This window comes from Ferribacterium limneticum, from assembly GCF_020510585.1.
In the GTDB taxonomy this organism is placed as follows: domain Bacteria; phylum Pseudomonadota; class Gammaproteobacteria; order Burkholderiales; family Rhodocyclaceae; genus Azonexus.
Window position 1 is genome coordinate 4,248,873 of the sequence record NZ_CP075190.1, and the last position, 21,743, is coordinate 4,270,615.

Genomic DNA, 21,743 nt, shown 5'->3' on the forward strand with positions numbered 1-21,743 from the left:
CGGATTGCAACTTTTCCACACGGAGACAACCATGAAGAATTTCGTACTGATGGCCGCAGCACTGGTGCTCGGCTTCACGCTGCAAATCGGTGACGCTGAAGCCAAGCGCCTCGGTGGCGGCAGCTCGGCCGGCATGCAACGCCAGTCGGTCGCCCCCAGCACCCCGCCTTCGGCTGCCAAGCAGGCGCCCGCCGCCGCTCCGGGTGCCGCCCCCGCCGCTCAACCCAAGCGCTCGTGGATGGGCCCGCTGGCTGGCCTGGCCGCCGGTCTCGGCTTGGCCGCGCTGGCTTCGCACTTCGGCTTCGGCGAAGGCCTGGCCAACATGATGATGATCGGCCTGCTGATCATGGCTGTCGTCATGGTCGTCGGCTACTTCATGCGCAAGAAGGCAGGAGCGACCCAGCAGGGTGGCATGCAGTATGCCGGCGCTGGCGCCAACAACTACGGTGCCAACGCCCCGCGTCAGCCTGATTTCATGCCGGCCGGCGGTTCTGCTGCCGCTGCCCCGGTTGCTGCTTCCACCGGTAGCGGCAACATTCCGGCCGACTTCGATGTCGAGAGTTTCGTGCGTAACGCCAAGGTTAATTTCATCCGCCTGCAGGCTTCCAACGATGCAGGCAATCTCGATGACATCCGCGAATTCACCTCGCCGGAAATGTTCGCCGAGATCAAGATGGGCATGAGCGAGCGCGGCAACGCCAAGCAGGAGACCGACGTCGCCCAGCTCAACGGCGAAGTCCTTGATGTTGCCGAAGAAGCCAACCGCTACGTCGTCAGCATCCGCTTCACCGGCCTGATCAGCGAAGAAAAGGGCGCCGCACCCGCCCCGTTCGACGAAATCTGGCACATGACCAAGCCGACCGACAACAGCCGCGGCTGGGTACTGGCCGGTATTCAGCAGGTCCAGTAACAAACAACGCCGCACGCAAGGCTGGCCGGAGCAATCCGGCCAGCCTTTTTTGTTGGGTATGCGCCCAGCAAGGCCTAGCCAAGCACCATTGCTGCGAATTAGTTCATTGATATGCAGCGGGAGCGGTGGCATAGTCTCGGCTTATTCATGCGCCGCGCAGAACATATTGTTTCGCAACAGTAAAACTTTGGATGCATTGAGAATTTCATATGCGGCCACCGCCATCGCTCTGGCCGTCGCATGGCATCCTGCGCCCGCTGCCCAAGATGACGATCTGCGCCTGGAAGACCTGAAAAAAACCGAAGTTTCATCCGTTTCGCGGCCAACCAGAGCCTGAGCAACGTGCCCAACCCCGCCTTTGTCATTCCTGCCGAAGACATCTGCCATTCAGGCCCGCTTGCCCTGCCGGACGCGCTGCGCGTGGTGCCGGACATTCATGCGGCACAATTCGACAGCGGACGCTATGCCAAATCAGCAAGCGGTTTCAACGGTCGTTTTGCCAGCAAGCGGCAAGTTCTGATCACGCCCGTGGTTATCGAACCGTCGCTGCTGTTGTCGGCGCGCTGGAAAATCTGATCTTGCGTGTGCCAGCCTTCAATTCTCCACGCAATCGCCGACTTCGCTTGCTGCCTGCCTTGCTGCTCGCCGGCGTGACGCTGGCGTTTGCCCAACCTGATTCCGAACCGCAGCTGGAATCGGCTTATCTCGTCAATTTCCTGAAGTATGTCGAGTGGCCCACCAGCAACCGGAGCACGGCCACCATCTGCCTGTTTGGCCGCGATACGCTGGGGCCTTTCCTGAACAGCCATGAAGGGCGAGTGATTGGCGGCAAGGAACTGCGCATTCGCCGGGTCCATAGCCCCGACGACATGCCCAACTGCCAGCTGGTGTATATCCCCGATGTCGAAGAAGCGCGTATCGGCGCCGTTTTGCGCTGGATACAGGGAATGCCCATCCTGGCCGCCAGCAATGCCGACGGTTTTGCCCGCGCGGGCGGTGGCATCGAGCTTCTGCGCAACGGCGGACGGGTGCAATTCATCGTCAATGCAGACACGCTGTCGCGGCACGGGCTGAACCCGAGTTCGCAAATGATGCGATTGGCCAACCGGGTAATCGGAGAGGAACGATGAAGGCTCGCCAGACCATCCGGAAAAAAATCGCGCTGGCCATTGCGGTTTCGCTCGGCGTCGGCCTGCTGCTTTCCTTCCTGACCTTTGCCGTGCGCGAAATCGATCAGCGGCGACAGGCTAAAACGACCGAATTGTTTGCGATGGCCGACGTCGTCGCTTTCAATGCGTCAGCCGTCATCGAGTTCCGCGACGTCTTGGGCGCCAAACGCCTGCTCAGCTCGTTTGCCGAACACCAGGATGTGCTGGCGGTGCGCCTGATCGGTATCACCTCGGATTTCCACTATCGCTACGACGCCGCTGGGCGCACTCTGCCCGCCCAGGTGGCCCTCGGTGACAAGGCGCATCGCGAGCGGGCGGTCTATGCCGACTGGTCCTCGGTCACCGTTGCCGTGCCCATCCGCTCGGACGATGAAGTGGTCGGTACGGTATCCATTTCGGCCAGCCTTGACGCCGTCTGGCGGACGATTGCCTGGAATCTGACCCTGTCCTTGCTGGCGCTGACCATTTCGTTCGTCATCGCCTTCGCCATCGCCCGGCAACTGCTGGCATCGATTCTCGCCGCGCTGGCTTCGCTGACCGACACGGCGCAGTATGTGGCCGAATCGAAGGATTACACGCGGCACGCCAAAATCTACTCGGATGATGAAATCGGCCATCTGGGCAATGCCTTCAACACCATGCTCAGCGAGATCGCCGAGCGCGACCGACAACTGGCCAATCAACGCGATCACCTTGAAGACACCGTGCAGGAACGGACCCAGGCCCTGTCCCTGGCCAAGGAGGCGGCCGAAGCGGCCAGCCGCGCCAAGAGCACATTCCTGTCCAACATGAGCCACGAACTGCGGACGCCGATGAATGCCATCATCGGCATGACCTATATGCTCCGGCGCAACAATGATGACCATGGCCAGATGGACAAGCTGGGCAAGATCGACAATGCCGCCAACCATCTCTTGCAGCTGCTGAACGATATTCTCGACCTGTCGAAAATCGATGCCGACCGGATGACGCTGGAACAGACCGCCTTCATGGTCGACGCCCTGACGCATGAACTGGCCAACCTGCTGGCGCCCCGGGCCGAAGCGGCTCGCCTGCATTTCATTCTGGACATCGATGCGCGCCTCAAGTCGGTTCAGCTGCTCGGCGATCCGCTGCGCCTGCAGCAGATATTGCTCAACCTGGCCGGCAACGCCATCAAATTTACCGAGCGCGGCGAAGTCCGCGTCGTCGCGCGCATCGCCGAAGAGGGTGCCGAATCAGTGCTGCTTGAACTTTCGGTCTGGGATACCGGCATAGGCATTGCGCCGGAGGCTCTTGAACGCATCTTCAGGCCGTTCGAGCAAGCCGATGGCTCGACGACGCGCAAATATGGCGGCACCGGGCTCGGTCTGCCCATCTGCCAGCGCCTCGTTCACCTCATGGGCGGGGAAATAGAGGTAGTCAGCACGCCAGGGTCAGGCAGCGTATTCACTTTTGCCATTCGCCTGAGCCGAGCCCTGGCGATGCCTGCTGAATCTGAATCAGCCGAGACGCATCAATCCGGCATAGCTGCGGAGCATGCCTTGCGTTCCGAATTTCCCGATTGCCGCGTCCTGGTTGCCGAAGACGACTGGGTCAATCAGGAAGTCGCCCTCGAGCTGCTGCGCGAATCGCTGGGCTTCACGGTTGATATTGCAGCAGATGGCGCCCAGGCCCTCGACATGGCAATCAACCAGCGCTACGACCTGATCCTGATGGATATGCAGATGCCGGAACTCGACGGTCTGGGTGCCACCCAGGCCATCCGCGAAATTGACGGCTACGCTGACACGCCGATCATCGCCATGACCGCCAATGCCTTTGCCGAAAACCGCGCGCTGTGCCTGGATGCCGGCATGAATGACTTCATCGCCAAGCCGGTTGATCCAGACAAGCTGTTCGTGATCATGCTCAAATGGCTACGGGCACGTCAGCCGGAGAGCATCAGCTAGCGTACCAATCTCCAGCCCGCCTAGCCACACCCTCGCAATCCGATTCCATTTTTGGCCATTTTTCCCGGTTGACCGTGGCCTTCGGCAACTCCGCCTCGACGGCGAGGAAAGCGGTTTAAAAACCGGCCGCCTCGGCTTCCAGGTAAGCGATGCTGACGTACTTGCCGATATTCGCTTCGAAACCCTTGGTTTCCCTGGCCCGGCTCGCGACGCGCGGGTCTTTGAGGACCAGGGCCTTGGCTTCTTCAAGCGGCAGCCCTTCCTTGATCGCCTGCTCGCAGGGGCGGTAGATGCCCTCGAACAGTTCGCGGTTCCACTTCAGCACATGCTCGCCCGGTTCGCCGTGTGCCGGCAGCCAGATCCGGGTTCCCGTTTTCTTGATCAGCGTGTCATAGGCCTTGAAAGTGCCGAGGTAGGAGCCGTCGTCCATGTTGGCAATGCGCCGGTCCATGGCGATGTCGCCAACCAGCGTGACGCCGTCCTGGACAACCTCGACACAGAGGTCGAAGGGGGTGTGCACGGTACCGTAGTGATGAATGCGCAGCGTCACATCGCCGAATTTCAGTACCGCACCATGTTCGATCGGCGTATTGGGCGGCACGATGCGGGTGCCGAGCGAGGCCTGATTGGTCGACTTTTCGATCAGCGTCAGCCAGAGACTGCCCTGAATGCCCTTGACCGCCTGAATGGTGCCGGGATGGGCGTAGATCGGCAGGCTGTCGCCAAAGCGGTCGACGTAGGCATGATTACCGAGCCAGTGGTCGCCGTGATAATGCGTGTTGATGATGGCAATGACCGGCTTTTTCAGATGCTTTTCCAGTTGCCGGATGGACATTTCGCCGATCTGCACCGAAGCGCCGGTATCGACGACGACGATACCCTTGCTCGTATTGACGAAGGTCACGTTGCTCATCATCCCCTGGTTTTCCGGGGTCGGAAAAGCGTCGGGCGTGAAGATGATCGACACATGCCGCGAGATCTGGCGCAGTGGATAATCCTTGATCGCCGGGCCGCGCACGAAATCGTCAACTTCCCGGGCAAAGGCGCTCACGGCCTGCCACGGCGCGAACTCGGCTGCCCCCAGCGCCGAGATGGCGGCGACTGAACGCATAAAATCGCGACGGTTCATGAGTATCTCCTGAAACGTTAAAATAGCAGCCTATCATCGCGCCGAATCGGGCGCTCGTCTACACTCACGCCATGCGCCGCTACCCCTTCTCTTTTGTCGCCCTGACCACCTTGGGCATTCTCTGCGCCATTCCCGGCGCGATCAGCCTGGCCGGCTTTGGTGCCAGCATTCATCCGGTACTCGACGACCCGATGGCCGGCCTGGCCTTCATCGTCTCGGCCATCGCCCTGATTGGCTCCGGCGCCTTTCCGCTGGTCATCGAGAAGCTCAAGGAAAACGAAGGCTCCTGAGCAGTTTCAAGTTTTGGCCAAAATTCCGGTTGACCGTAGCAAAGCCGCTCAGGCTTCGCGCATCAGCCGCCAGTACTGGAACTTGAGCGTCGCCGCCGCACCGCCGACGATAGCCAGGAAGGTGACGATGGAACCGAGCGCCAGTGTCGAAAAGCCAGAGATTCCCTGGCCGACCGTACAGCCCATCGCCACCACACCGCCAAAACCCATCAGGGCAGCGCCAAGCAGGTGGCTGGCCGTATCTTCAACGCTGGCGAAACCTTCCCAGCGGAAATTGCCGCTCAGCAAGGCCCAGGTGCCGGAACCGGCAATGACACCAAGCACCGTGGCAATGGCGAAAGTTATCGTGCGGCTGGTGTCCGACCACAACATCAGCAATTCCAGCGTGTAAGCCTGCGGCGCCACGAAGGTCAGTGATTCCATGCGGCCGCTGTTGGTGGCCAGGAAGGCTTCTTCGAGCGTATCGGGATGTTCGGCCAGGTAGCCGATGTGGCCGCTGATATACCACGCGGCGACGACGGCCAGCCCGGTGCCAAGACCGCCGAGCAGATTATCGAGCGTCCAGAAATCGCGATTGAGCAGACAGAAGGCGGTCAGGCCACCACCGATGGCGAGGACGGCCAGCGCAAACGCCGTCTTCGCCTCCAGGCCGGCGGCCGTGAGCAGGGCAGGAATGTCCTGTCCACCGGGAAAAATGATCGCTGCCTTTTCCAGCACATTGACGCGAAACGCGCCGAACACGCCCCGCATGGTCATGTAGGCAACCAGACCGAGCACCAGGAAAACGACCAGCGATTTCAGGTTGCCAGCGCCGATGCGGATCAGCGTCTTCGAGCCGCAACCGGAGGCGAAGACCATGCCGATGCCGAAAGTCGCGCCGCCGACGATGTACGACAGCCAGGTGAAATTCGGTGTCCGGTAGATCGATTTGCCGAGGTCAATCAGCCCCGTCGCATGCAGCGCGCTGGCCCCCAGAATGGCGACGCCAATGGCCAGCAGCCACATGCGCATGCGGCTCCAGTCGCCCATATTGACGATGTCGGAGACCGCCCCCATGGTACAGAAATGGGTTTTCTGGCCGATGGCGCCGAACACGAAGGAAACGGCAAAGGCCAGCCAGAGAACGGTATTCGACAGGGCAGCAATTTCCATGATCAGGCTCGGTAAGGCGTGGGATCGGTCAGGCCGGCGGTAGCAAAGCCTTCGGCCCGCAGCCGGCAAGAATCACAGACACCGCAGGCCCTGCCGAGTTCATCGGCTTGGTAACAGGAAACGGTCAGCCCGTAATCGACGCCGAGTGCTGTGCCAGTGCGGATAATATCGGCCTTGGAAAGGTCGATCAGCGGCGCGTGGATACTCAGCTTATGCCCTTCGACACCGGACCTGGTGGCCAGATTGGCCATCTTCTCAAAAGCGGCAAGGTACTCAGGCCGGCAATCCGGGTAACCTGAATAATCGACCGCATTGATACCGACGAAAATATCGTCGCTGCCCAGCACCTCGGCCCAGGCCAGGGCCAGCGACAGCATGATGGTGTTGCGCGCCGGCACGTAGGTGACGGGAATGCCCGGCTGGACGCCATCGACCGGCACATTGATGGTGCTATCGGTCAATGCCGAGCCGCCAAACTGGGCCAGAGCGAGGTTGAGCACCCGATGTTCGACGGCACCAAGGGCCTTGACGACCCGCTCGGCCGCCTGCAACTCGGCACAGTGGCGCTGGCCGTAATTGAACGACAGGCAATAACAGTCAAAACCCTGGCTGCGGGCAATGGCGAGGCAAGTGGCGGAATCGAGTCCACCGGAAAGGAGAACGACGGCTGGCTTCATCATGGGGCGCGAATATACCTGAAAATTGGCCGCCTTTGACCCGGTATCTGCTTGTTCCTGCGCCACAATTTGCCGCATTGCGCCCCACGCTTGGAAATACGAATGTCGCGTTACCTGACCATGGCATCTGGCACCGCTTCCCGGGAATCTAGATCACCCAGTCGTCGCACACCTCGGGCACTTCCCCGGACAATCCGTCGAGGGCTGCGTCGAAGTCGGCGAAGGACATCGGTTTGCCGAACAGGTAACCCTGAAACTGGCAACAACCGTGCTCGACCAGATAGTCGTGCTGAACGCTGGCCTCGACGCCTTCGGCCACTACGCCGAGGCGCAGCGTATTGCCCATGGCGATGATCGCCCGGACGATGGCGGCCGCATCGGGATTGTGTGTGATATCGCTGATGAAGGATCGATCGACCTTGAGTTGCTCGAAGGGGAAACGCTTCAGGTAGGCCAGCGAGGCGTAGCCAGTGCCGAAATCGTCAAGCGAAAAGCGCACGCCGGTTGCCCGCAGGGCCTGCATTTTGGCGACGGTTTCCTCAACGTTGTCGAGCAGCAGGCTTTCCGTCAGCTCCAGTTTAAGCAGGTGCGGATTTGCCCCATGGCGGGCCAGCGCATCGCCAACCTGCAGCACGAAATCGGCCTGGCGAAACTGCCGGGCACTGACGTTGACTGCCATCGACAGGCAGCTCGTCCGCGGATCGTCGGCCCAGCGGCGCAAGCCGGCGCACGCCCGGTCGAGAACCCATAGTCCGACCGCCACGATCAGCCCGGTCTCCTCGGCCAGCGGGATGAAATCACCCGGCGGCACCATCGGCTTGCCTGGCGGTTGCCAGCGGAGCAGGGCTTCGGCGCCGATCAGCCGGCGCTGGGTGTCGACCTGTGGCTGGACATGGAGCAATAGTTCATTACGGGCCAGCGCCCGACGCAAACCGGCCTCGAGCGCCGCCCGTTCGTCGAGCGCCGTCTGCATGGCATTGTCGAAAAAACGAATGGTGTTTCGCCCGGCATCCTTGGCCTTGTAGAGGGCAATATCGGATTGCTTGAGCAACACATCGGTGGATTTTTCCTGCCCCAGAAAGAGGCTGATGCCGATGCTTGCCGTGCGCACGTATTCGGCATCCTCGCCCAGCAAGTACGGCATGCCGAGTTCAGCGCGAATTTTCTCGGCGACCATTTCGGCCTGGATGCCGGCACCTTCGAGATCGCTGCCCAGTTCTTCGAGCATCACGACAAATTCGTCCCCGCCCTGACGAGCGGCCGTATCTCCCTCGCGGATGCAGGCCCCGAGACGCGTCGCCACCTCGACCAACAGGTAGTCGCCAACATCGTGGCCGAGCGTATCGTTCAAGGTCTTGAAATGATCGATGTCGATAATCAGCAAGGCACCGTACTTGCCGCTCCGTTTGCCGGCGGCACAGGCCTTGTTGATCCGGTTAAGGAGCAGACGGCGATTGGGCAGTCCGGTCAGCGGGTCGTAGAAAGCCAGGTTATGGATTTCCGATTCAGCCACTTTGAGGTTGCTGATGTCCGAAAAAGTACTGACGTAATGGGTGATCTTGCCTTGGCCATCGCGCACGCCATTGATGGTCAGCCATTCCGGAAAAATTTCGCCATTTTTACGGCGATTCCAGATTTCGCCCTGCCAATGCCCGTTCCGTTCGAGTCCTTCCCACATGTCTTTGTAAAAAGCACTGTCCTGGCGTCCGGACTTGAGCAATCTGGGGGTCTGCCCGATTGCTTCGTCGGCGGAATAGCCGGTCAGTTCGGTGAATGCGGCATTGACCTGGAGGATGTGCTGGCTGGCATCGGTGACCAGAATCGCGGCCCGTGACTCGAAGGCGATCGCGGCAATGCGCAAGTCCTGCTCGAGCTTTCGCCGAACGGAGATATCTGAAGCAATGCCGAGATAGCCCTGGACGCGTCCCTGCATATCGCGCAAGGCGCTGACCGTCAGACTGACCGGAAGCCGGGAGCCATCCTTGCGGACCAGTGTCCAGTCGGCATCGTATTGCGCCTTGATTCCCAGGCGGGCAATGAATACGTCAAACCCTGCCGCGACCGGTCGTTGCAACTCGACCGTCAAGGCCTCAGCCCGACTGATCAGTTCATCGGCCAGATGGAAAATCATCGGCGTGACCCGATTCACCACGTCATCCGACGAGTAGCCAAGCAGCTTCTGGGCAGCCCTGTTGAAATAGACGATCAGGCCATCGGGATCGGTCAGGACGATTGCCCGGCCGGCATTTTCAAAGATCGCATGCTGAATCGCACACAGCTCAGGCGGACGCACAGCCAGGCCAGGAGCGAATTCGCTCGGACAGCATGGATGCTCAACCAGGTGGCCAGACGTCATGAGACACAAGCTTCCCAAGGGGCGGTTCCATCCTGCACGGCGTCGACAAGCGGGAATGCTGCCTGTCGACCATGGATCCTCCCAGAACCATGTCACCCCCGTAGATTGGTTTGAATAGTCAGGGGCTCTGTAAGGGATTATGGCGAAAGAATACGCTCTTCAGCAAGCGCTAATACTGAAACGCCTTGTTCAGCGCAGCAGTCAATCGTGCGTCAGGTGGGAGAATTCACGCTCGGCCAGCGCCTCGTCGCCGAGATTGAGTTCGACCAGCCGCCGCAGATGGGTCACGCTGTCGAGATCGATGTCGCGGCACGAGAGGCCGTAGTAATTGGCCAGGTGATGGACGACGGTGGCTTCCATGCGGATGCTGGAGCCCGTCTGATCGAGTTGAATCTTGAGTGTGCAGTTGGTGCCGACCTTGATGAAGACGTTGGCATTGGGATGGATCAGCGCGCCTTTGAGCGAGAGATCGAGCACATCAACGACGTATTCGCCGTCGGGCAGGAAAAGGCTGGCTTCGGCCCGGAAAGAAATGCGGGAAAACTTGCGGCGATTACTTTCCATGACCGTCTCCTCCTTTATTTTCCCTTCATGTTACCCCAAAGCAGCTTGTGCAGTTGCAGCTGGAAGCGCACGTTGAGGCCATCTTCGAGTATCCAGTCGGCCAGCGACTGGGGCTCGATGAGTCCGCCGGCCGGCGATAAAAGGACCGAACAGAGACGGTCGAGCTGTCGGTCGCGCAAGACATCGCGCGCCCACTCGTAGTCGCCGCGCGAGGCGATGACAATCTTGATCTCGTCGCGTTGCTTGAGGACGTCGAGATTGCTCCACAAGTTCCTGGCCGACTCGCCGGAGTCCGGCGCCTTGAGGTCCATGATCCGCGCCACGCGCGGGTCGACGCCAGTGACATCGAGCGCCCCTGAGGTCTCCAGCGAAACGTCGTAACCGGCGTCGCAGAGCGCCGTCAGCAACGGCAGGCAGTCCTTCTGCGACAGCGGCTCGCCGCCGGTGACGCAGATCTGGCGGGCCGGATATTTGCCGACTTCGGCCAGCACGGACTCAACCGTTGCCGGTTCGCCACCGCTAAAGCTGTAGGTCGTGTCGCACCAGGTGCAGCGCAAAGGGCAGCCGGTCAGGCGGACGAAAACGGTCGGCAGGCCGGCGCGCGACGCCTCGCCCTGCAGGGAGTAAAAAATTTCAGTGAGACGTAAAGCCAATTACTTCTTCTTCAGGCGATCGCGGGCCGTATCGGCAGCCGGGGTTCCCGGGTACTTGGTCATGACCGTTTCGAGCGAGCGCTTGACGCCCGTCGGGTTGCCCAGCTCCTGCTGGCAGGTGGCGATGGCCAGCCAGGCATCCGGCGCCTTGGCGCTGTCGGCGTACTTGGTGGTAACCACGCTCTGTGCCTCGATGGCGCGCTTGCAGTCGCGCTGGGCGTACCAGGCGTTGCCGAGCCAGTATTGAGCGTTGGGGGCCAGCGAGCTGGCCGGATATTTCTGCACGTAGGTGGTGAAACCGGCGGCGGCATCCTTGTACTTGCCGGCCTTGAACTGGTTCAGGGCGGCTTCGTACTCCTGGCTTTCCTTGGCCGGGTCGGTGGCCGGTTTGGAATTTGGCCCGTTTTCCGGGTTGACCGTGGCATTCGCACTGTCGGCCGTTTCAAACTTGCGCAGGCGGGTATCGAGGTCGAGGTAGAAGTCCTGCTGGCGCTTCTTGGCCGTCTCGAGCTCGTAATTGAGCGTTTCGATCTGGCCGCGCAGGCGGGAAATCTCGTCGGCCTGGCGCTGGATCTGGCTGGCCAGATCCAGCTGGCCCTTAGCCTGCTGGTCGAATCGCGCCTCGGTCTTGATCCGCAGATCGGCAACCTGGCGACGCGCTTCTTCGTCGTCAAACACGCCGGCGTGGGCTTGAGCAGCCCCCAACGCGGCGATAAAAAGGGCGATTCGAACCGGGCGCATGATGCTTAGAACTCGCCGCGACCGTCGGCAGCCTTATACAGGATGTCGGCACGACGGTTCTGCGACCAGGCAGCTTCGTCATGACCGGCGTCCTTCGGCTTTTCTTCGCCGAGACTGACGGATTCGATCTGAGCTTCCGAAACGCCGAGCAGGGTCAGCGAACGCTTGACGGCTTCAGCCCGCTTCTGGCCGAGCGACAGGTTGTATTCGCGGCTGCCGCGTTCGTCGGTGTTGCCTTGCAGCAGTACCTTGAAGCCCTTGTTGGCGCTCAGGTACTTGGCGTGCGAAGCGACCAGATCCTTGTACTCGTCCTTGACTTCATACTTGTCGAGGTCGAAATAGATGCTGCGCTGGGCCAGCTTGCTCTTCGGGTCGGTCAGTTCGCGCGGCAGGCCGTTGGCGTCAACACCGCTGGCAGTCACTGAGGCGACGCCGGTAGAGGCACCGCTGCGCGATTCAACCGGGGCACCGGCGGTATCTTCCGGCAGCGGGGTAGTCGAACAACCGACGAGAATGGCGGACAGCAGGGCGGGGATTAGCAGTTTTTTCACAAAGTTCTCCGGATGGATGTGAGGATTATTGATAGTAAGGGCCCCAGGCCGGTTCGCGCACATCACCCGCGGCGACCGTGAGACGTTGTTTGATCCTGCCATCGCTGGAGACAGCCGATAGTACGCCGCGACCGCCAACTTCAGTGGCGATCAGGATCATGCGGCTATTCGGGGCGAAACTCGGGGATTCGTCCTTGTTCGAATCGCTCACCACCTGGACCTGGCGACTGGCCAGATCCATCACGGCAAGCTGGAAGCGGCCTTCACGGCGGCTGATGAAAGCGAGGCTCTTGCCGTCCGGCGACGGACGCGGCGAGACGTTGTAGCTCCCCTCGAAGGTGACGCGGCGGACATCACCGCCACTGGCTGCCATCTGGTAAACCTGTGGGCTGCCGCCGCGGTCAGAGGTGAAATAGATCGTGCCGCCATCGGCCGAATAGCGCGGCTCGGTGTCGATGCCCGACGACTGGGTCAGGCGCTGCAGGCCGCTGCCGTCGGCATTGACCGAATAAAGCTGCGAGAAGCCGTCCTTCGACAAGACGACGGCCAGCTTGCGACCATCCGGCGACCAGCCCGGTGCCGAGTTGGAGCCCTTGAAATTGGCGACGATGTGACGCTGGCCCGAAGCCAGCGAATGAACGTAGATGACCGGCTTCTTTTTCTCGAAGGAAACATAGGCCAGACGGCCGCCATCCGGCGACCAGACCGGGGAAATGATCGGTTCGATCGAGGTCAGCGCGGTCGCCGCATTCTGGCCATCCGAATCGGCGATCTGCAGCAGGAACTGGCCGCGCGCCTTAACGACGTAGGCGATACGCGTCGAGAAGACACCCTTTTCGCCGGTCAGCTTTTCGTAGATGAAATCGGCGATACGGTGGCCGGCGGCACGCAACTGGGCGTTGCTGGTAACGTAGGCGGCGCCACCGAGCGACACACCCTTTTGCGTGTCGTAGAGGCGGAAGCGGGCTTCCATGCGACCGTCGGCGCTGCGCGCGATGCTGCCGGCAGCCAGCGCGTCGGCGCCCTTGCTCTTCCAGTCAGCATGATTGATCGGGGCGTTTTCGTCGAAAGTCAGGTTGCTGTGATCGATCAGCTTGAACAGGCCGCTGCGCTCAAGATCGGAACGCACGGTCGACGTGATGACGCGGGAAGCGGTCGGGTCGCCGGGAAAATCGACTATCGTCACCGGAATCCGGTTGGCACCGGCGCCGGTAATCTCGATCGACAATTGGGCTTGGGCAAATCCTGCGGTCAACAGGAAAAAAGCCAGAAAAATGAAACGGAAAATTGGGGACATTGCATTCATTTTCATAAGGGGTCGCGCGATTTTACTCTTCTAACGGCTTGTATTTGATTTCCAGTTCCCGCTTGAACAGCGACGGGTCGTCCGGCTTGGGCAACGGTGAGGATTTGCGGATGGCGCGCTCGATAGCGGTATCCAGCGCCGGATTGCCGCTCGATCGTTTCAGCTTGACGTCGAGGACTTCGCCGCCCGGCAACTGACTGACGTCGAAAACAGCTTCCGGATTACCCTGAATCGAAGGCGGCAAAACGATATTGCCGCGAATCTTGCCGCGAATCTTGCTCGCGTAATCGGCCAGTCCGCGTTTGTTCGACGACGCCCGCTGCTCAGCCTCGGCCGCCGCGGCATTGGCCAGTTGCTGGGTATTCGGGCGCGGCTTGAGGTCAGCCGTTTCACGCGACAGTTCCTTGCTGAAATCGAATTTGGGCGGCGGTTTGACCTCGGGCTTGGGTTCAGGCTTTTTCGGCTCGGGCTTGGGCGGCTCGGGTTTGGGCTCGGGCTTTTTCGGCTCCGGCTTCTTCTTTTCTTCCTTGACCACGATTTCCGGTTTTTTCAGCACCGGCTCGACCTTGGGTATCGGTTTCGGCGGTTCCGGTCTCACTACCGGCTCGGGCGGTGGCGGAGGAGGCGGCACGTACTGCGCCGGCATCGGGCGCGGCGACCACAACTCGACCTCCATGACCTCCGGCTTGCTGCGTTTCCATTGCACCCCGAAGAACAGAAAAGCGAGCAAGGCCACGTGCACCAGGATGGTGAACGCCAGCGCGTACTTCTTGCCGGGCTCTTCGGGCTTGTCGAGGATCATTTCCACTTATTTGCTGGCGCTGGCAGTTTCCAGGCCGACTCTTTGGAACCCGGCGCGCTTGGCTTCGTCGAGCACTTCGATGACGTTCTTGTATTGGGTTTCCTTGGCGCCGGCAATCAGGATCGGGGTATTTTTGTCCGCATCATTCAGGGCCGTCAGTTGCGCCTTGAGATCCTTGATGCCCTTGAGCTTGGTTTCATCACCCTTGATGCTGAACAGCGACAGGCTGCCGTCGTCCTTGATCTGCACCTTGACGTACTTGTCCGGCTTCTGCGGCGCCGTTCCCGAGGCTGGCAGATCGACCGAGCCAGTCGTCATCATCGGCGTCGCCACCATGAAGATGACGAGCAAGACGAGCATGACGTCGATGTAGGGAACGACGTTGATTTCGCTTTTTAGACGACGCTGGCGCATGGCTTAACGCATCTGCCTTTGCAGGATGTTGGAGAATTCTTCCATGAAACTCTCGTAACGCGTCGCCAGACGGTCGATATCATGCGAAAAGCGGTTGTAGGCGAGCACGGCTGGAATCGCCGCGAACAGGCCGATGGCCGTGGCAACCAGCGCTTCGGCGATGCCCGGAGCAACCGAAGCCAGCGTAGCCTGACCAACATTCGACAGGCCGCGGAAGGCGTGCATGATGCCCCAGACGGTGCCGAACAGGCCGATGTACGGGCTGACCGAACCGACGGAAGCAAGGAAGGCGAGATGCGCTTCGAGCGAATCCATCTCGCGCTGGTAGGTGGCACGCATGGCACGGCGGGAACCGTCGACGATGTCCTTGGACTCGAGGTTCTTCTGGCCGCGCAGCTTGGTGAATTCGCGAAAGCCTGACTCGAAGATGCGCTCCATCGAACCGGCGTGGTGACGGTCATTGACCGCGCTGTTGAACAGGTTGTTGAGGTCGCCGCCGGACCAGAAATCGCGCTCGAACGTTTCGGTCTTGGTGCGCGCCTGCCTGACGGCAAACCACTTCATGAAAATGTAGTACCAGGACATGAACGAGACGCCGGCGAGCAAGGCCATGACGGCCTGGACGACCGCGCTGGCCTGGAGAATGAGGTGGAGGATGGAAAGATCCTGGGTGACGTTCATTTAAGCGCTTCCAGTTTGCTGTGCAGGAATTCGGGGATGGCGGAGGGCGTCATGGTGGCCATGTTGACGCAGGCGATTTCGACGGTGCCGGTGACCAGTTCAACATCGCCGCGGCGGACATGCTGGCGGAAAACAACGCGGACGCGGGTCAGTTTTTCGACTTCAAGACCGACGATCAATTCGTCGTCGAGGCGCGCCGGCTTGAGGTATTCGCAGCTCGCCTTGCGGGCGACGAAACCGATGCCGGCTTCGGCGGCCAGCGCCGACTGGTCGTGGCCGGCAAAACGCATCCACTCGGTGCGGCAGCGTTCGAAGAATTTGAGGTAATTGGCGTAGTAAACAACACCGCCAGCATCCGTATCCTCGTAGTAAACGCGGACGGGAATGGTGAAGGCGTTGGATTTCGGCTCGTATTTCATCCCGGGATTTTACATTGCGCCGCAACATTGTTTTGTAACGATCTGTTTCCAGACCAATATTTTTCTCGCCGACAAAACAATCCGAATGCATGGCATTCCCGGCTACCGTCCCACATAATCGAGCCTATGCCCCGTCATTTCAAAATCATTGATCGACGCAGCCTGATCCTGCTGTTGAGTCTGGTCCTCAGTGCCGGCTTTTTCGCCACAACGCTGTTCGGCTATTTCGTCTCCAAGGAAGCCATCCGCAGCGCCATCATCGGCCAGGATCTGCCGCTGACCTCCAGCAACATCTATTCCGAAATCCAGAAGGATCTGGTCCGGCCGGTTCTCATTTCGTCCACCATGGCCCACGATACTTTCCTGCGCGAATGGGTGCTCAGGGGCGAAAAGGATGTCGGCGAGCTGGCCCGTTACCTGGCCGAGGTCAAACTGCGCAACAGAGCTTTCAGCAGCTTCTTCGTCTCCGACAAGACCGGGAATTACTACACCGGCGAAGGCGCTTTCAAGCAGGTATCCGAATCCGAGCCGCGCGATGCCTGGTACTACCGGGTGCGCAACATGCAGGACGACTACGAAATCAATGTCGATCCCGATCTCGCCAACAACGACAAGCTGACCATTTTCATCAATTACCGCGTTGCCGATTTTGCCGGGCAATACATCGGCGCCACCGGCATCGGCCTGACCGTCGATTCGGTTCGCCGCCTGATCCAGGAGTATCAGGCCCGCTTCCAGCGCACCATCTACTTTGCCGACGCCACCGGTCGCGTTGTCCTCCATGGTGGCCAGAAAGGCCAGGCGCCCGATCTGCGCGGTCGACCGGGGATGGCCGCGATCCTTGACCGCATCCTGGCCGAACGAAGCGGCTCCTACCAGTTCCTCGATGACGGCGACAATCACATTCTGAACGTCAATTACGTCTCCGAACTCAAGTGGTACCTGTTCGTCGAGCAAAACGAGGATATTTCGCTGGCCGGCATTCGCCAGACCCTTTATGTCAATCTGGCGATCAGCCTGGCCGTCACGCTGGTCGTCATTTTCCTGACCTATCTCGCCCTTGGCCGCTATCAGACGAAAATCGAGGAAATGGCTTCGACCGACAAGCTGACCGGACTCCTCAACCGGCATGCCTTCAGCATCCTGATCGACAAGCTGATGGCCAACTATCGGCGCAATCCGCAAGCCATCACCGTCCTGCTCGCCGATGTTGACGACTTCAAGACAATTAACGACCGTTATGGCCACCGCATTGGCGATGAGATACTGGTTAGCATCGCCCACCGGCTGCGCTCGACACTGCGGGCAGCCGATTTCGCCGTGCGCTGGGGCGGCGAGGAGTTTCTTATGGTACTGCCCGGCTGCGCTGCCGAAGAGGGCCGCCAGATCGCCGAAAAACTCCGTCTGGCGGTGGCGGAAAGCAATCCGTGCCCGAGCACGCCTTCGATTCTGACCTCAGTCAGCATCGGCGTCGCCCAGTTCGATGGCACCGAGTCTATCGACCATACGGTGAGTCGGGCCGACGCGGCACTCTATGCGGCCAAGGCTGCCGGACGCAATCGTGTCTGCATGGCCGGGGCTGACTCCGCTCCGAGCGACAGCGCTGCCTGATCAGCTATCGGCCAGCAAATCGCGAACGACCGCGCTGGCCGGCTCGGCCAGACCGAGATGGCGATAGACGGCGGGCGTCGCGATGCGGCCGCGCAGGGTGCGCTGCAGGTAGCCTTGCTGGATCAGGTAGGGTTCGAGCACGTCCTCGATGGTGTCACGCGCTTCGCCGATGGCGGCCGCGATGTTGTCCACGCCGACCGGACCGCCACCGAACTTGTCGATGATGGCTGACAGCAGCTTGCGGTCCATGATGTCGAGCCCGGCCGAATCGACATCGAGCATGACCAGCGCGGCATCGGCCACCTGGCGCGTGATGTTGCCGTCGGCCTTGACCTCGGCGTAGTCGCGGACGCGGCGGAGCAGCCGGTTGGCGATGCGCGGCGTGCCGCGCGAGCGCTTGGCAATTTCGAAGGCGCCTTCCGGATCGATCGGCGCGTTGAGCAGTGCGGCGGAACGGCTGACGATGCTCTTCAGTTCTTCGGCCGTGTAGAACTCCAGCCGGGCGACGATGCCGAAGCGGTCGCGCAGCGGGTTGGTCAGCATGCCGGCGCGGGTCGTTGCGCCGACCAGCGTGAACGGCGGCAAGTCGAGCTTGACCGAACGGGCGGCCGGGCCTTCGCCGATCATGATGTCGATCTGGAAATCTTCGAGCGCCGGGTAGAGGATTTCCTCGACGACCGGGGAAAGCCGGTGAATTTCGTCAATGAACAGCACATCGTGCGGTTCGAGGTTGGTCAGGATGGCGGCGAGGTCGCCGGCCCGTTCGAGCACCGGGCCGGACGTCTGGCGCAGATTGACGCCCATTTCGGCGGCAACGATGTGGGCCAGCGTCGTCTTGCCCAGCCCCGGCGGCCCGAAGAGCAGCACGTGGTCGAGCGATTCGCTGCGCTGACGAGCGGCCTGGATGAAGATTTCGAGCTGTTCGCGGATTTTGACCTGACCGGTGTAGTCGGCCAGCCGCTTGGGGCGCAGGGCGCGTTCGAGCGCCTCTTCCTGGGCTGATTTCGAATTTGGGGCAATTATCCGGTCGACCGTGGGAATCGCTGAGGGACTCAGTTTGTCGGTTTCGATCATACGAAAGGTTCCTCACGCAGCCAGCGTTGCAGCAGCATGTCGCCAAGCGCCAGCAATACCGGGCCGAGAAAGATGCCGATGAAGCCGAAGACCAGCACGCCGCCTAGCACGCCGAGGGCGATGAGCAGAATCGACAGACCGGCACCGCGCGCAATCAGGATCGGCTTGACGAAATTGTCGATGCTGCTGATCACGAACAGGCCGTAGAGCACCATGAAGATTGCCCAGCCGGTCTGGCCGTCGCTGTACAACCAGGCTGCAGCGCCGCCCCAGATGAGCGGTGGACCAATCGGGATCATCGACAGGAAGAAGGTGGCAAAACCCAGCAGCATCGGCTCCGGGACACCGGCGATCAGGAAACCGATCATCGCCACCGTGCCCTGTGCCGCCGCCGTACCGACGATGCCGAGCATGACGCCAACCACCGTGCCACGCGCCTTGTCCATCATGTTTTCGCCGAGTTCGCCGCCGAGCTTGCGGGCGCCGACGTAGAGCGCCTTGCTGATCGCCGCACCGTCGCGATAGAGGAAGAAGGTCACGAAGAGGACCAGCGCCAGTTGCAGCAGGCCGTTGGCCGCGATGCCACCGAGGGCAAGAGCAAACTGGCGGGCCGGCGCGATCATCTGCTTGACCAGCCCATTGAGTTCCTCTCGATTGCCGGCCAGACGATGCCAGCTGGTCTCGATTTCCGTACCGAAGAATGGCAGGCCGCTCAGCCAGACCGGGGGTTCGGCCGGCAGGCCCTGCTCGATATAAGGCTTGAGGTAATCGATCAGGTTGTCGGCGCCATTGGCCAGCGAACCGGCCAGGAACAGGGTCGGCAGCAACATGACCAAAACCAGCGCCAGCGTCATCAGCGAGGCGCCCAGCGTATCGCGCCCGCCCAGTCGGGGCAGCAGTTTTTCGGCGTAGAAGCGCCAGGTGCACATCCACACGACAAAGGCGAACAGCACGGCGCCAATGAAGGGCAGCAGGAGCGCAATACAGCCGATGATGAGGAGCACCACCAGCGCCATCTGCGCCAGCCGTTTGGGGTCGCTTTCTTCGATCATCAGACTTTCGACAGCAGTTTGAGGGCAGCCCGGATGCCATCCGAGGTGCCGATGTCGGCCGGCAGCTGCTTCATCGCCGCGGCCGCTTCCTTCTCGTTATAGCCGAGGGCGAGCAGGGCGTTGGAAATATCCTGTTTGGCATCGTCGACCGCAGCATGCAGCGAAACGCCGCCGATCGTGTCGGCCAGCTTGCCTTTGAGTTCAAGCAGCAGGCGCTCGGCCGTCTTCTTGCCGATGCCGGGCACCTTGATCAACCGACCGAGTTCCTGCTGCGCCACGGCGGCAGCGAGGTCGCCCACCGACAGACCGGAGAGCACGGAAAGCGCCGTCCGGGCGCCGATGCCGGAAACCTTGAGCAACTGGCGGAAGGCGAAGCGCTCGGCTTCGCTCAGGAAGCCGTAGAGAAAATGACCATCCTCGCGCACCGCGAAGTGGGTGAGCAGCGTGACCTTCTCGCCGCTCGCCGGCAGGTTGTAGAAGGTGCTCATCGGCACATCGAGCTCGTAGCCGACGCCGTTGAGGTCGAGCACGATCTGCGGCGGGTTCTTTTCGGCGATCAGGCCGGTCAGTCTTCCGATCATTTCCGGGTCATCTCTTTCTGGAGAAAGTACTGTAATTTCACACAGTCTATCATCCTTGAAACCTCAGTTGAACGTGGCTGTTGGACCATTTGGGCGGGATGGCCGGCGCGAAGCGACGCCGCGGCAGGCTCATGCCTGCAAGAAGGAGCGACAAAGCCGGGCGCCCGACCGGATGTGCCAACAGCCACGTAGCGCTATCACCTATTGGGTGAATCATAGCGAAGGCACAACTGTTAGTGCCCATGCGGCCGCACAATGATGGATAAGCGGTCAATTGAGGTTTCAAGGATTACCCTACCAGCCGTCCGCCACGAACGCGATAGCCGGCCGTCGCCAGCGCCCCCAGGCCTTGCCCGCCATGCGCGTGGCAGATGGCGCAGGCCAGCGCATCGGCGGCATCGGCGGTCGGCGCGCCGGGCAGGCCGAGCAGGCGGATCACCATTTCCTGGACCTGTTCCTTGGCCGCCTTGCCGTGGCCGACGACGGCCTGCTTGGTCTGCAGCGCCGTGTATTCGGCCACCGGCAATCCGGCATGGACCAGCGCGCTGAGCGCCGCGCCGCGCGCCTGGCCAAGCAGCAGGGTCGATTGCGGATTGACGTTGACGAAGACCTTTTCCACCGCTGCCTGATTCGGCGCATAGGTCGCGATGACCTCGCTGATGCCGGCGAACAGCGTCTTGATGCGGTCGGGCAGCGACTCCTTGTCGTTCGACTTGATGCAACCGCTGGCGACATAAACGAGCTGTTTGCCGTGCAATTCGATGACACCAAACCCGGTGATCCGCAAGCCGGGGTCGATGCCAAGAATACGCGGTGCTGCAATGCTCATTTCGTCCTCGCCACCAGATAAACGCCACTCACGGCCACGACCATGCCGAATGCTGCGGTCAACGTCAAATTTTCGCCAAAAATGAAATAGGCGATCAGGGCCGTCGTCGGTGGCGTCAGGTAGAACAGGGCGGCGACATTGACCGCGCTGCCGCTGCGGATCAGCAAGTTGAGCAGGCTGATGGCGCCGAGCGAGAGAACCAGCACGAGCCAGCCGAGGGCGAAGATGAACTGGCCGTTCCAGTCGATCCGGTAATCCTCGAAAACCGCCACGGCAATCGCCGTGACGATGGCAGTCGGCACGAACTGGATGACCGAGCCGGTGCGCAGGTCGAACTTCGGGCAGAAGCGTTTCTGGTAGAGCGTGCCGGCCGTGATGCCGAGCAGCGCGACGACAGCCGGAATCAGCATCGGCCCCAACGCACCATCGCCGAGCTTGCCCGAAACGACCAGGCCGACACCGACAAAACCCAGCCCGAGCCCGGCCCATTGGCGAGTGCTCACTTTCTCGCCTAGCAGCCAGCCAGCGCCAAAAGCCGTCAGCAGCGGCTGCATGCCGACGACCAGCGCCGTCACCCCGGCCGGCAGGCCGTGCTTGATGGCGACGAAGACGCCGCCGAGATAAACAGCGTGGACTAATACGCCGGAAACCCCGATGTGCAGCCAGTCGCGCCGCTTCTCCGGCCACGGTGCCCGGGTCGCCAGCGCGATGATCAGCATCAGCGTGATGACCAGCCCGTAGCGGGAGAGCAGGAAGGATAGCGGCTCGGCGTAAGGCAGGCCGAGCTTGGCGCCGATAAAGCCGGTGCTCCACAGGAAGACAAAAAGCAGGGGGTAAATGCGTTGCACGGC

Annotated in this window: 25 protein-coding genes; 7 read left to right on the top strand and 18 right to left on the bottom strand. The window is 61.1% G+C overall.

Annotation, left to right across the window (positions count from 1 at the left end; genetic code table 11):
- Positions 1-31 precede the first annotated feature (31 nt).
- The 5 genes from KI613_RS20290 to KI613_RS20310 all read left to right on the top strand — a co-directional run bounded on the left by KI613_RS20290 (position 32) and on the right by KI613_RS20310 (position 4,010).
- Entirely contained in the window at positions 32-910 is an 879-nt protein-coding gene (locus KI613_RS20290; RefSeq protein WP_226402908.1) for a Tim44 domain-containing protein, read from the top strand.
- Between the two features lie 166 nt (positions 911-1,076).
- On the top strand, positions 1,077-1,247 hold the full coding sequence (locus tag KI613_RS20295) for a hypothetical protein (RefSeq protein WP_226402910.1): 171 nt from the start codon (positions 1,077-1,079) through the stop codon (positions 1,245-1,247).
- Positions 1,248-1,252: 5 nt separating this feature from the next.
- Positions 1,253-1,486 (top strand): hypothetical protein, encoded by a 234-nt coding sequence (locus KI613_RS20300; RefSeq protein ID WP_226402912.1) that lies wholly within the window; start codon positions 1,253-1,255, stop codon positions 1,484-1,486.
- Between the two features lie 59 nt (positions 1,487-1,545).
- The gene (locus KI613_RS20305; protein WP_226402914.1) at positions 1,546-2,040 is read left to right on the top strand and encodes a YfiR family protein; all 495 of its coding nucleotides are present in this window, start codon (positions 1,546-1,548) and stop codon (positions 2,038-2,040) included.
- Positions 2,037-4,010 carry a hybrid sensor histidine kinase/response regulator gene (locus tag KI613_RS20310; RefSeq protein WP_226402916.1) on the top strand — a complete coding sequence of 658 codons (1,974 nt, stop codon included), beginning with the start codon at positions 2,037-2,039 and terminating at the stop codon, positions 4,008-4,010. Before KI613_RS20305 ends, KI613_RS20310 begins: the two co-directional genes overlap by 4 nt.
- A gap of 115 nt (positions 4,011-4,125) precedes the next feature.
- Here KI613_RS20310 and KI613_RS20315 read toward each other — a convergent pair whose 3' ends face one another.
- On the bottom strand, positions 4,126-5,139 hold the full coding sequence (locus tag KI613_RS20315) for an MBL fold metallo-hydrolase (RefSeq protein WP_226402918.1): 1,014 nt from the start codon (positions 5,137-5,139) through the stop codon (positions 4,126-4,128).
- A 71-nt stretch (positions 5,140-5,210) separates the two neighbouring features.
- Here KI613_RS20315 and KI613_RS20320 point away from each other — a divergent pair, with 71 nt between their 5' ends.
- Positions 5,211-5,429 carry a hypothetical protein gene (locus KI613_RS20320; RefSeq protein WP_226402920.1) on the top strand — a complete coding sequence of 73 codons (219 nt, stop codon included), beginning with the start codon at positions 5,211-5,213 and terminating at the stop codon, positions 5,427-5,429.
- Between the two features lie 48 nt (positions 5,430-5,477).
- Here the strand turns inward: KI613_RS20320 and KI613_RS20325 are convergent, their stop codons facing one another.
- From KI613_RS20325 to ybgC, 12 genes are all read right to left on the bottom strand, one after another.
- Positions 5,478-6,581, bottom strand: coding sequence for a YeeE/YedE family protein (locus tag KI613_RS20325; RefSeq protein ID WP_226402922.1), 1,104 nt, complete (start codon positions 6,579-6,581; stop codon positions 5,478-5,480).
- A gap of 2 nt (positions 6,582-6,583) precedes the next feature.
- The gene (gene queC, locus KI613_RS20330) at positions 6,584-7,261 is read right to left on the bottom strand and encodes a 7-cyano-7-deazaguanine synthase QueC (protein WP_226402924.1); all 678 of its coding nucleotides are present in this window, start codon (positions 7,259-7,261) and stop codon (positions 6,584-6,586) included.
- Positions 7,262-7,406: 145 nt separating this feature from the next.
- Positions 7,407-9,614, bottom strand: a complete 2,208-nt coding sequence (locus tag KI613_RS20335) for a putative bifunctional diguanylate cyclase/phosphodiesterase (protein ID WP_226402926.1) — start codon at positions 9,612-9,614, stop codon at positions 7,407-7,409.
- 201 nt (positions 9,615-9,815) lie between these two features.
- Positions 9,816-10,178, bottom strand: a complete 363-nt coding sequence (locus KI613_RS20340; protein ID WP_226402928.1) for a PilZ domain-containing protein — start codon at positions 10,176-10,178, stop codon at positions 9,816-9,818.
- Positions 10,179-10,192: 14 nt separating this feature from the next.
- Positions 10,193-10,831: a 7-carboxy-7-deazaguanine synthase QueE gene (queE, locus tag KI613_RS20345; RefSeq protein ID WP_226402930.1), complete on the bottom strand. Its 639-nt coding sequence runs from the start codon at positions 10,829-10,831 to the stop codon at positions 10,193-10,195.
- On the bottom strand, positions 10,832-11,572 hold the full coding sequence (gene ybgF / locus KI613_RS20350) for a tol-pal system protein YbgF (protein WP_226402932.1): 741 nt from the start codon (positions 11,570-11,572) through the stop codon (positions 10,832-10,834). It lies immediately after the preceding gene.
- Between the two features lie 5 nt (positions 11,573-11,577).
- Positions 11,578-12,123 carry a peptidoglycan-associated lipoprotein Pal gene (gene pal, locus KI613_RS20355; protein ID WP_226402933.1) on the bottom strand — a complete coding sequence of 182 codons (546 nt, stop codon included), beginning with the start codon at positions 12,121-12,123 and terminating at the stop codon, positions 11,578-11,580.
- Between the two features lie 25 nt (positions 12,124-12,148).
- Positions 12,149-13,429, bottom strand: a complete 1,281-nt coding sequence (gene tolB / locus KI613_RS20360; protein WP_404827020.1) for a Tol-Pal system beta propeller repeat protein TolB — start codon at positions 13,427-13,429, stop codon at positions 12,149-12,151.
- Between the two features lie 22 nt (positions 13,430-13,451).
- Entirely contained in the window at positions 13,452-14,231 is a 780-nt protein-coding gene (locus tag KI613_RS20365) for an energy transducer TonB (RefSeq protein WP_226405792.1), read from the bottom strand.
- A 6-nt stretch (positions 14,232-14,237) separates the two neighbouring features.
- A complete protein-coding gene (tolR, locus tag KI613_RS20370) occupies positions 14,238-14,645 on the bottom strand; it encodes a protein TolR (protein ID WP_226402937.1) in 408 nt (135 codons plus the stop codon).
- A 3-nt stretch (positions 14,646-14,648) separates the two neighbouring features.
- Positions 14,649-15,326 (bottom strand): protein TolQ, encoded by a 678-nt coding sequence (tolQ, locus tag KI613_RS20375; RefSeq protein WP_226402939.1) that lies wholly within the window; start codon positions 15,324-15,326, stop codon positions 14,649-14,651.
- Positions 15,323-15,745: a tol-pal system-associated acyl-CoA thioesterase gene (gene ybgC / locus KI613_RS20380; protein ID WP_310493251.1), complete on the bottom strand. Its 423-nt coding sequence runs from the start codon at positions 15,743-15,745 to the stop codon at positions 15,323-15,325. Before ybgC ends, tolQ begins: the two co-directional genes overlap by 4 nt.
- A 126-nt stretch (positions 15,746-15,871) precedes the next feature.
- On the opposite strand from ybgC, the gene KI613_RS20385 reads away from it, so the two are divergent.
- Positions 15,872-17,356 carry a sensor domain-containing diguanylate cyclase gene (locus KI613_RS20385; RefSeq protein ID WP_226402941.1) on the top strand — a complete coding sequence of 495 codons (1,485 nt, stop codon included), beginning with the start codon at positions 15,872-15,874 and terminating at the stop codon, positions 17,354-17,356.
- On the opposite strand, the gene ruvB is transcribed toward KI613_RS20385, so the two are convergent.
- From ruvB to KI613_RS20410, 5 genes are all read right to left on the bottom strand, one after another.
- Positions 17,357-18,430, bottom strand: coding sequence for a Holliday junction branch migration DNA helicase RuvB (gene ruvB / locus KI613_RS20390; RefSeq protein WP_226402943.1), 1,074 nt, complete (start codon positions 18,428-18,430; stop codon positions 17,357-17,359).
- A complete protein-coding gene (locus KI613_RS20395; RefSeq protein ID WP_226402945.1) occupies positions 18,427-19,482 on the bottom strand; it encodes an AI-2E family transporter in 1,056 nt (351 codons plus the stop codon). The genes ruvB and KI613_RS20395 overlap by 4 nt, the downstream gene beginning before the upstream one ends.
- Positions 19,482-20,063 (bottom strand): Holliday junction branch migration protein RuvA, encoded by a 582-nt coding sequence (gene ruvA / locus KI613_RS20400; RefSeq protein WP_226402947.1) that lies wholly within the window; start codon positions 20,061-20,063, stop codon positions 19,482-19,484. The genes KI613_RS20395 and ruvA overlap by 1 nt, the downstream gene beginning before the upstream one ends.
- Before the next feature lie 289 nt (positions 20,064-20,352).
- On the bottom strand, positions 20,353-20,892 hold the full coding sequence (ruvC, locus tag KI613_RS20405; protein WP_226402949.1) for a crossover junction endodeoxyribonuclease RuvC: 540 nt from the start codon (positions 20,890-20,892) through the stop codon (positions 20,353-20,355).
- Positions 20,889-21,740: a DMT family transporter gene (locus KI613_RS20410; protein WP_226402951.1), complete on the bottom strand. Its 852-nt coding sequence runs from the start codon at positions 21,738-21,740 to the stop codon at positions 20,889-20,891. The genes ruvC and KI613_RS20410 overlap by 4 nt, the downstream gene beginning before the upstream one ends.
- Between the last annotated feature and the right edge of the window lie 3 nt (positions 21,741-21,743).

What these genes read in the sequence shown, in the direction of transcription:
- KI613_RS20385 (WP_226402941.1), top strand. Translation starts at nt 15,872, where the DNA reads ATGCCCCGTCATTTCAAAATCATTGATCGACGCAGCCTGATCCTGCTG.
- KI613_RS20310 (WP_226402916.1), top strand. Translation starts at nt 2,037, where the DNA reads ATGAAGGCTCGCCAGACCATCCGGAAAAAAATCGCGCTGGCCATTGCG.
- ybgF (WP_226402932.1), bottom strand. Translation starts at nt 11,572, where the DNA reads ATGCGCCCGGTTCGAATCGCCCTTTTTATCGCCGCGTTGGGGGCTGCT.
- KI613_RS20290 (WP_226402908.1), top strand. Translation starts at nt 32, where the DNA reads ATGAAGAATTTCGTACTGATGGCCGCAGCACTGGTGCTCGGCTTCACG.
- KI613_RS20325 (WP_226402922.1), bottom strand. Translation starts at nt 6,581, where the DNA reads ATGGAAATTGCTGCCCTGTCGAATACCGTTCTCTGGCTGGCCTTTGCC.
- tolB (WP_404827020.1), bottom strand. Translation starts at nt 13,429, where the DNA reads ATGAATGCAATGTCCCCAATTTTCCGTTTCATTTTTCTGGCTTTTTTC.
- KI613_RS20315 (WP_226402918.1), bottom strand. Translation starts at nt 5,139, where the DNA reads ATGAACCGTCGCGATTTTATGCGTTCAGTCGCCGCCATCTCGGCGCTG.
- KI613_RS20365 (WP_226405792.1), bottom strand. Translation starts at nt 14,231, where the DNA reads ATGATCCTCGACAAGCCCGAAGAGCCCGGCAAGAAGTACGCGCTGGCG.
- ruvA (WP_226402947.1), bottom strand. Translation starts at nt 20,063, where the DNA reads ATGATCGGAAGACTGACCGGCCTGATCGCCGAAAAGAACCCGCCGCAG.
- KI613_RS20335 (WP_226402926.1), bottom strand. Translation starts at nt 9,614, where the DNA reads ATGACGTCTGGCCACCTGGTTGAGCATCCATGCTGTCCGAGCGAATTC.
- ruvC (WP_226402949.1), bottom strand. Translation starts at nt 20,892, where the DNA reads ATGAGCATTGCAGCACCGCGTATTCTTGGCATCGACCCCGGCTTGCGG.
- tolR (WP_226402937.1), bottom strand. Translation starts at nt 14,645, where the DNA reads ATGCGCCAGCGTCGTCTAAAAAGCGAAATCAACGTCGTTCCCTACATC.
- ybgC (WP_310493251.1), bottom strand. Translation starts at nt 15,745, where the DNA reads ATGAAATACGAGCCGAAATCCAACGCCTTCACCATTCCCGTCCGCGTT.
- KI613_RS20340 (WP_226402928.1), bottom strand. Translation starts at nt 10,178, where the DNA reads ATGGAAAGTAATCGCCGCAAGTTTTCCCGCATTTCTTTCCGGGCCGAA.
- tolQ (WP_226402939.1), bottom strand. Translation starts at nt 15,326, where the DNA reads ATGAACGTCACCCAGGATCTTTCCATCCTCCACCTCATTCTCCAGGCC.
- queC (WP_226402924.1), bottom strand. Translation starts at nt 7,261, where the DNA reads ATGATGAAGCCAGCCGTCGTTCTCCTTTCCGGTGGACTCGATTCCGCC.
- KI613_RS20395 (WP_226402945.1), bottom strand. Translation starts at nt 19,482, where the DNA reads ATGATCGAAGAAAGCGACCCCAAACGGCTGGCGCAGATGGCGCTGGTG.
- ruvB (WP_226402943.1), bottom strand. Translation starts at nt 18,430, where the DNA reads ATGATCGAAACCGACAAACTGAGTCCCTCAGCGATTCCCACGGTCGAC.
- KI613_RS20320 (WP_226402920.1), top strand. Translation starts at nt 5,211, where the DNA reads ATGCGCCGCTACCCCTTCTCTTTTGTCGCCCTGACCACCTTGGGCATT.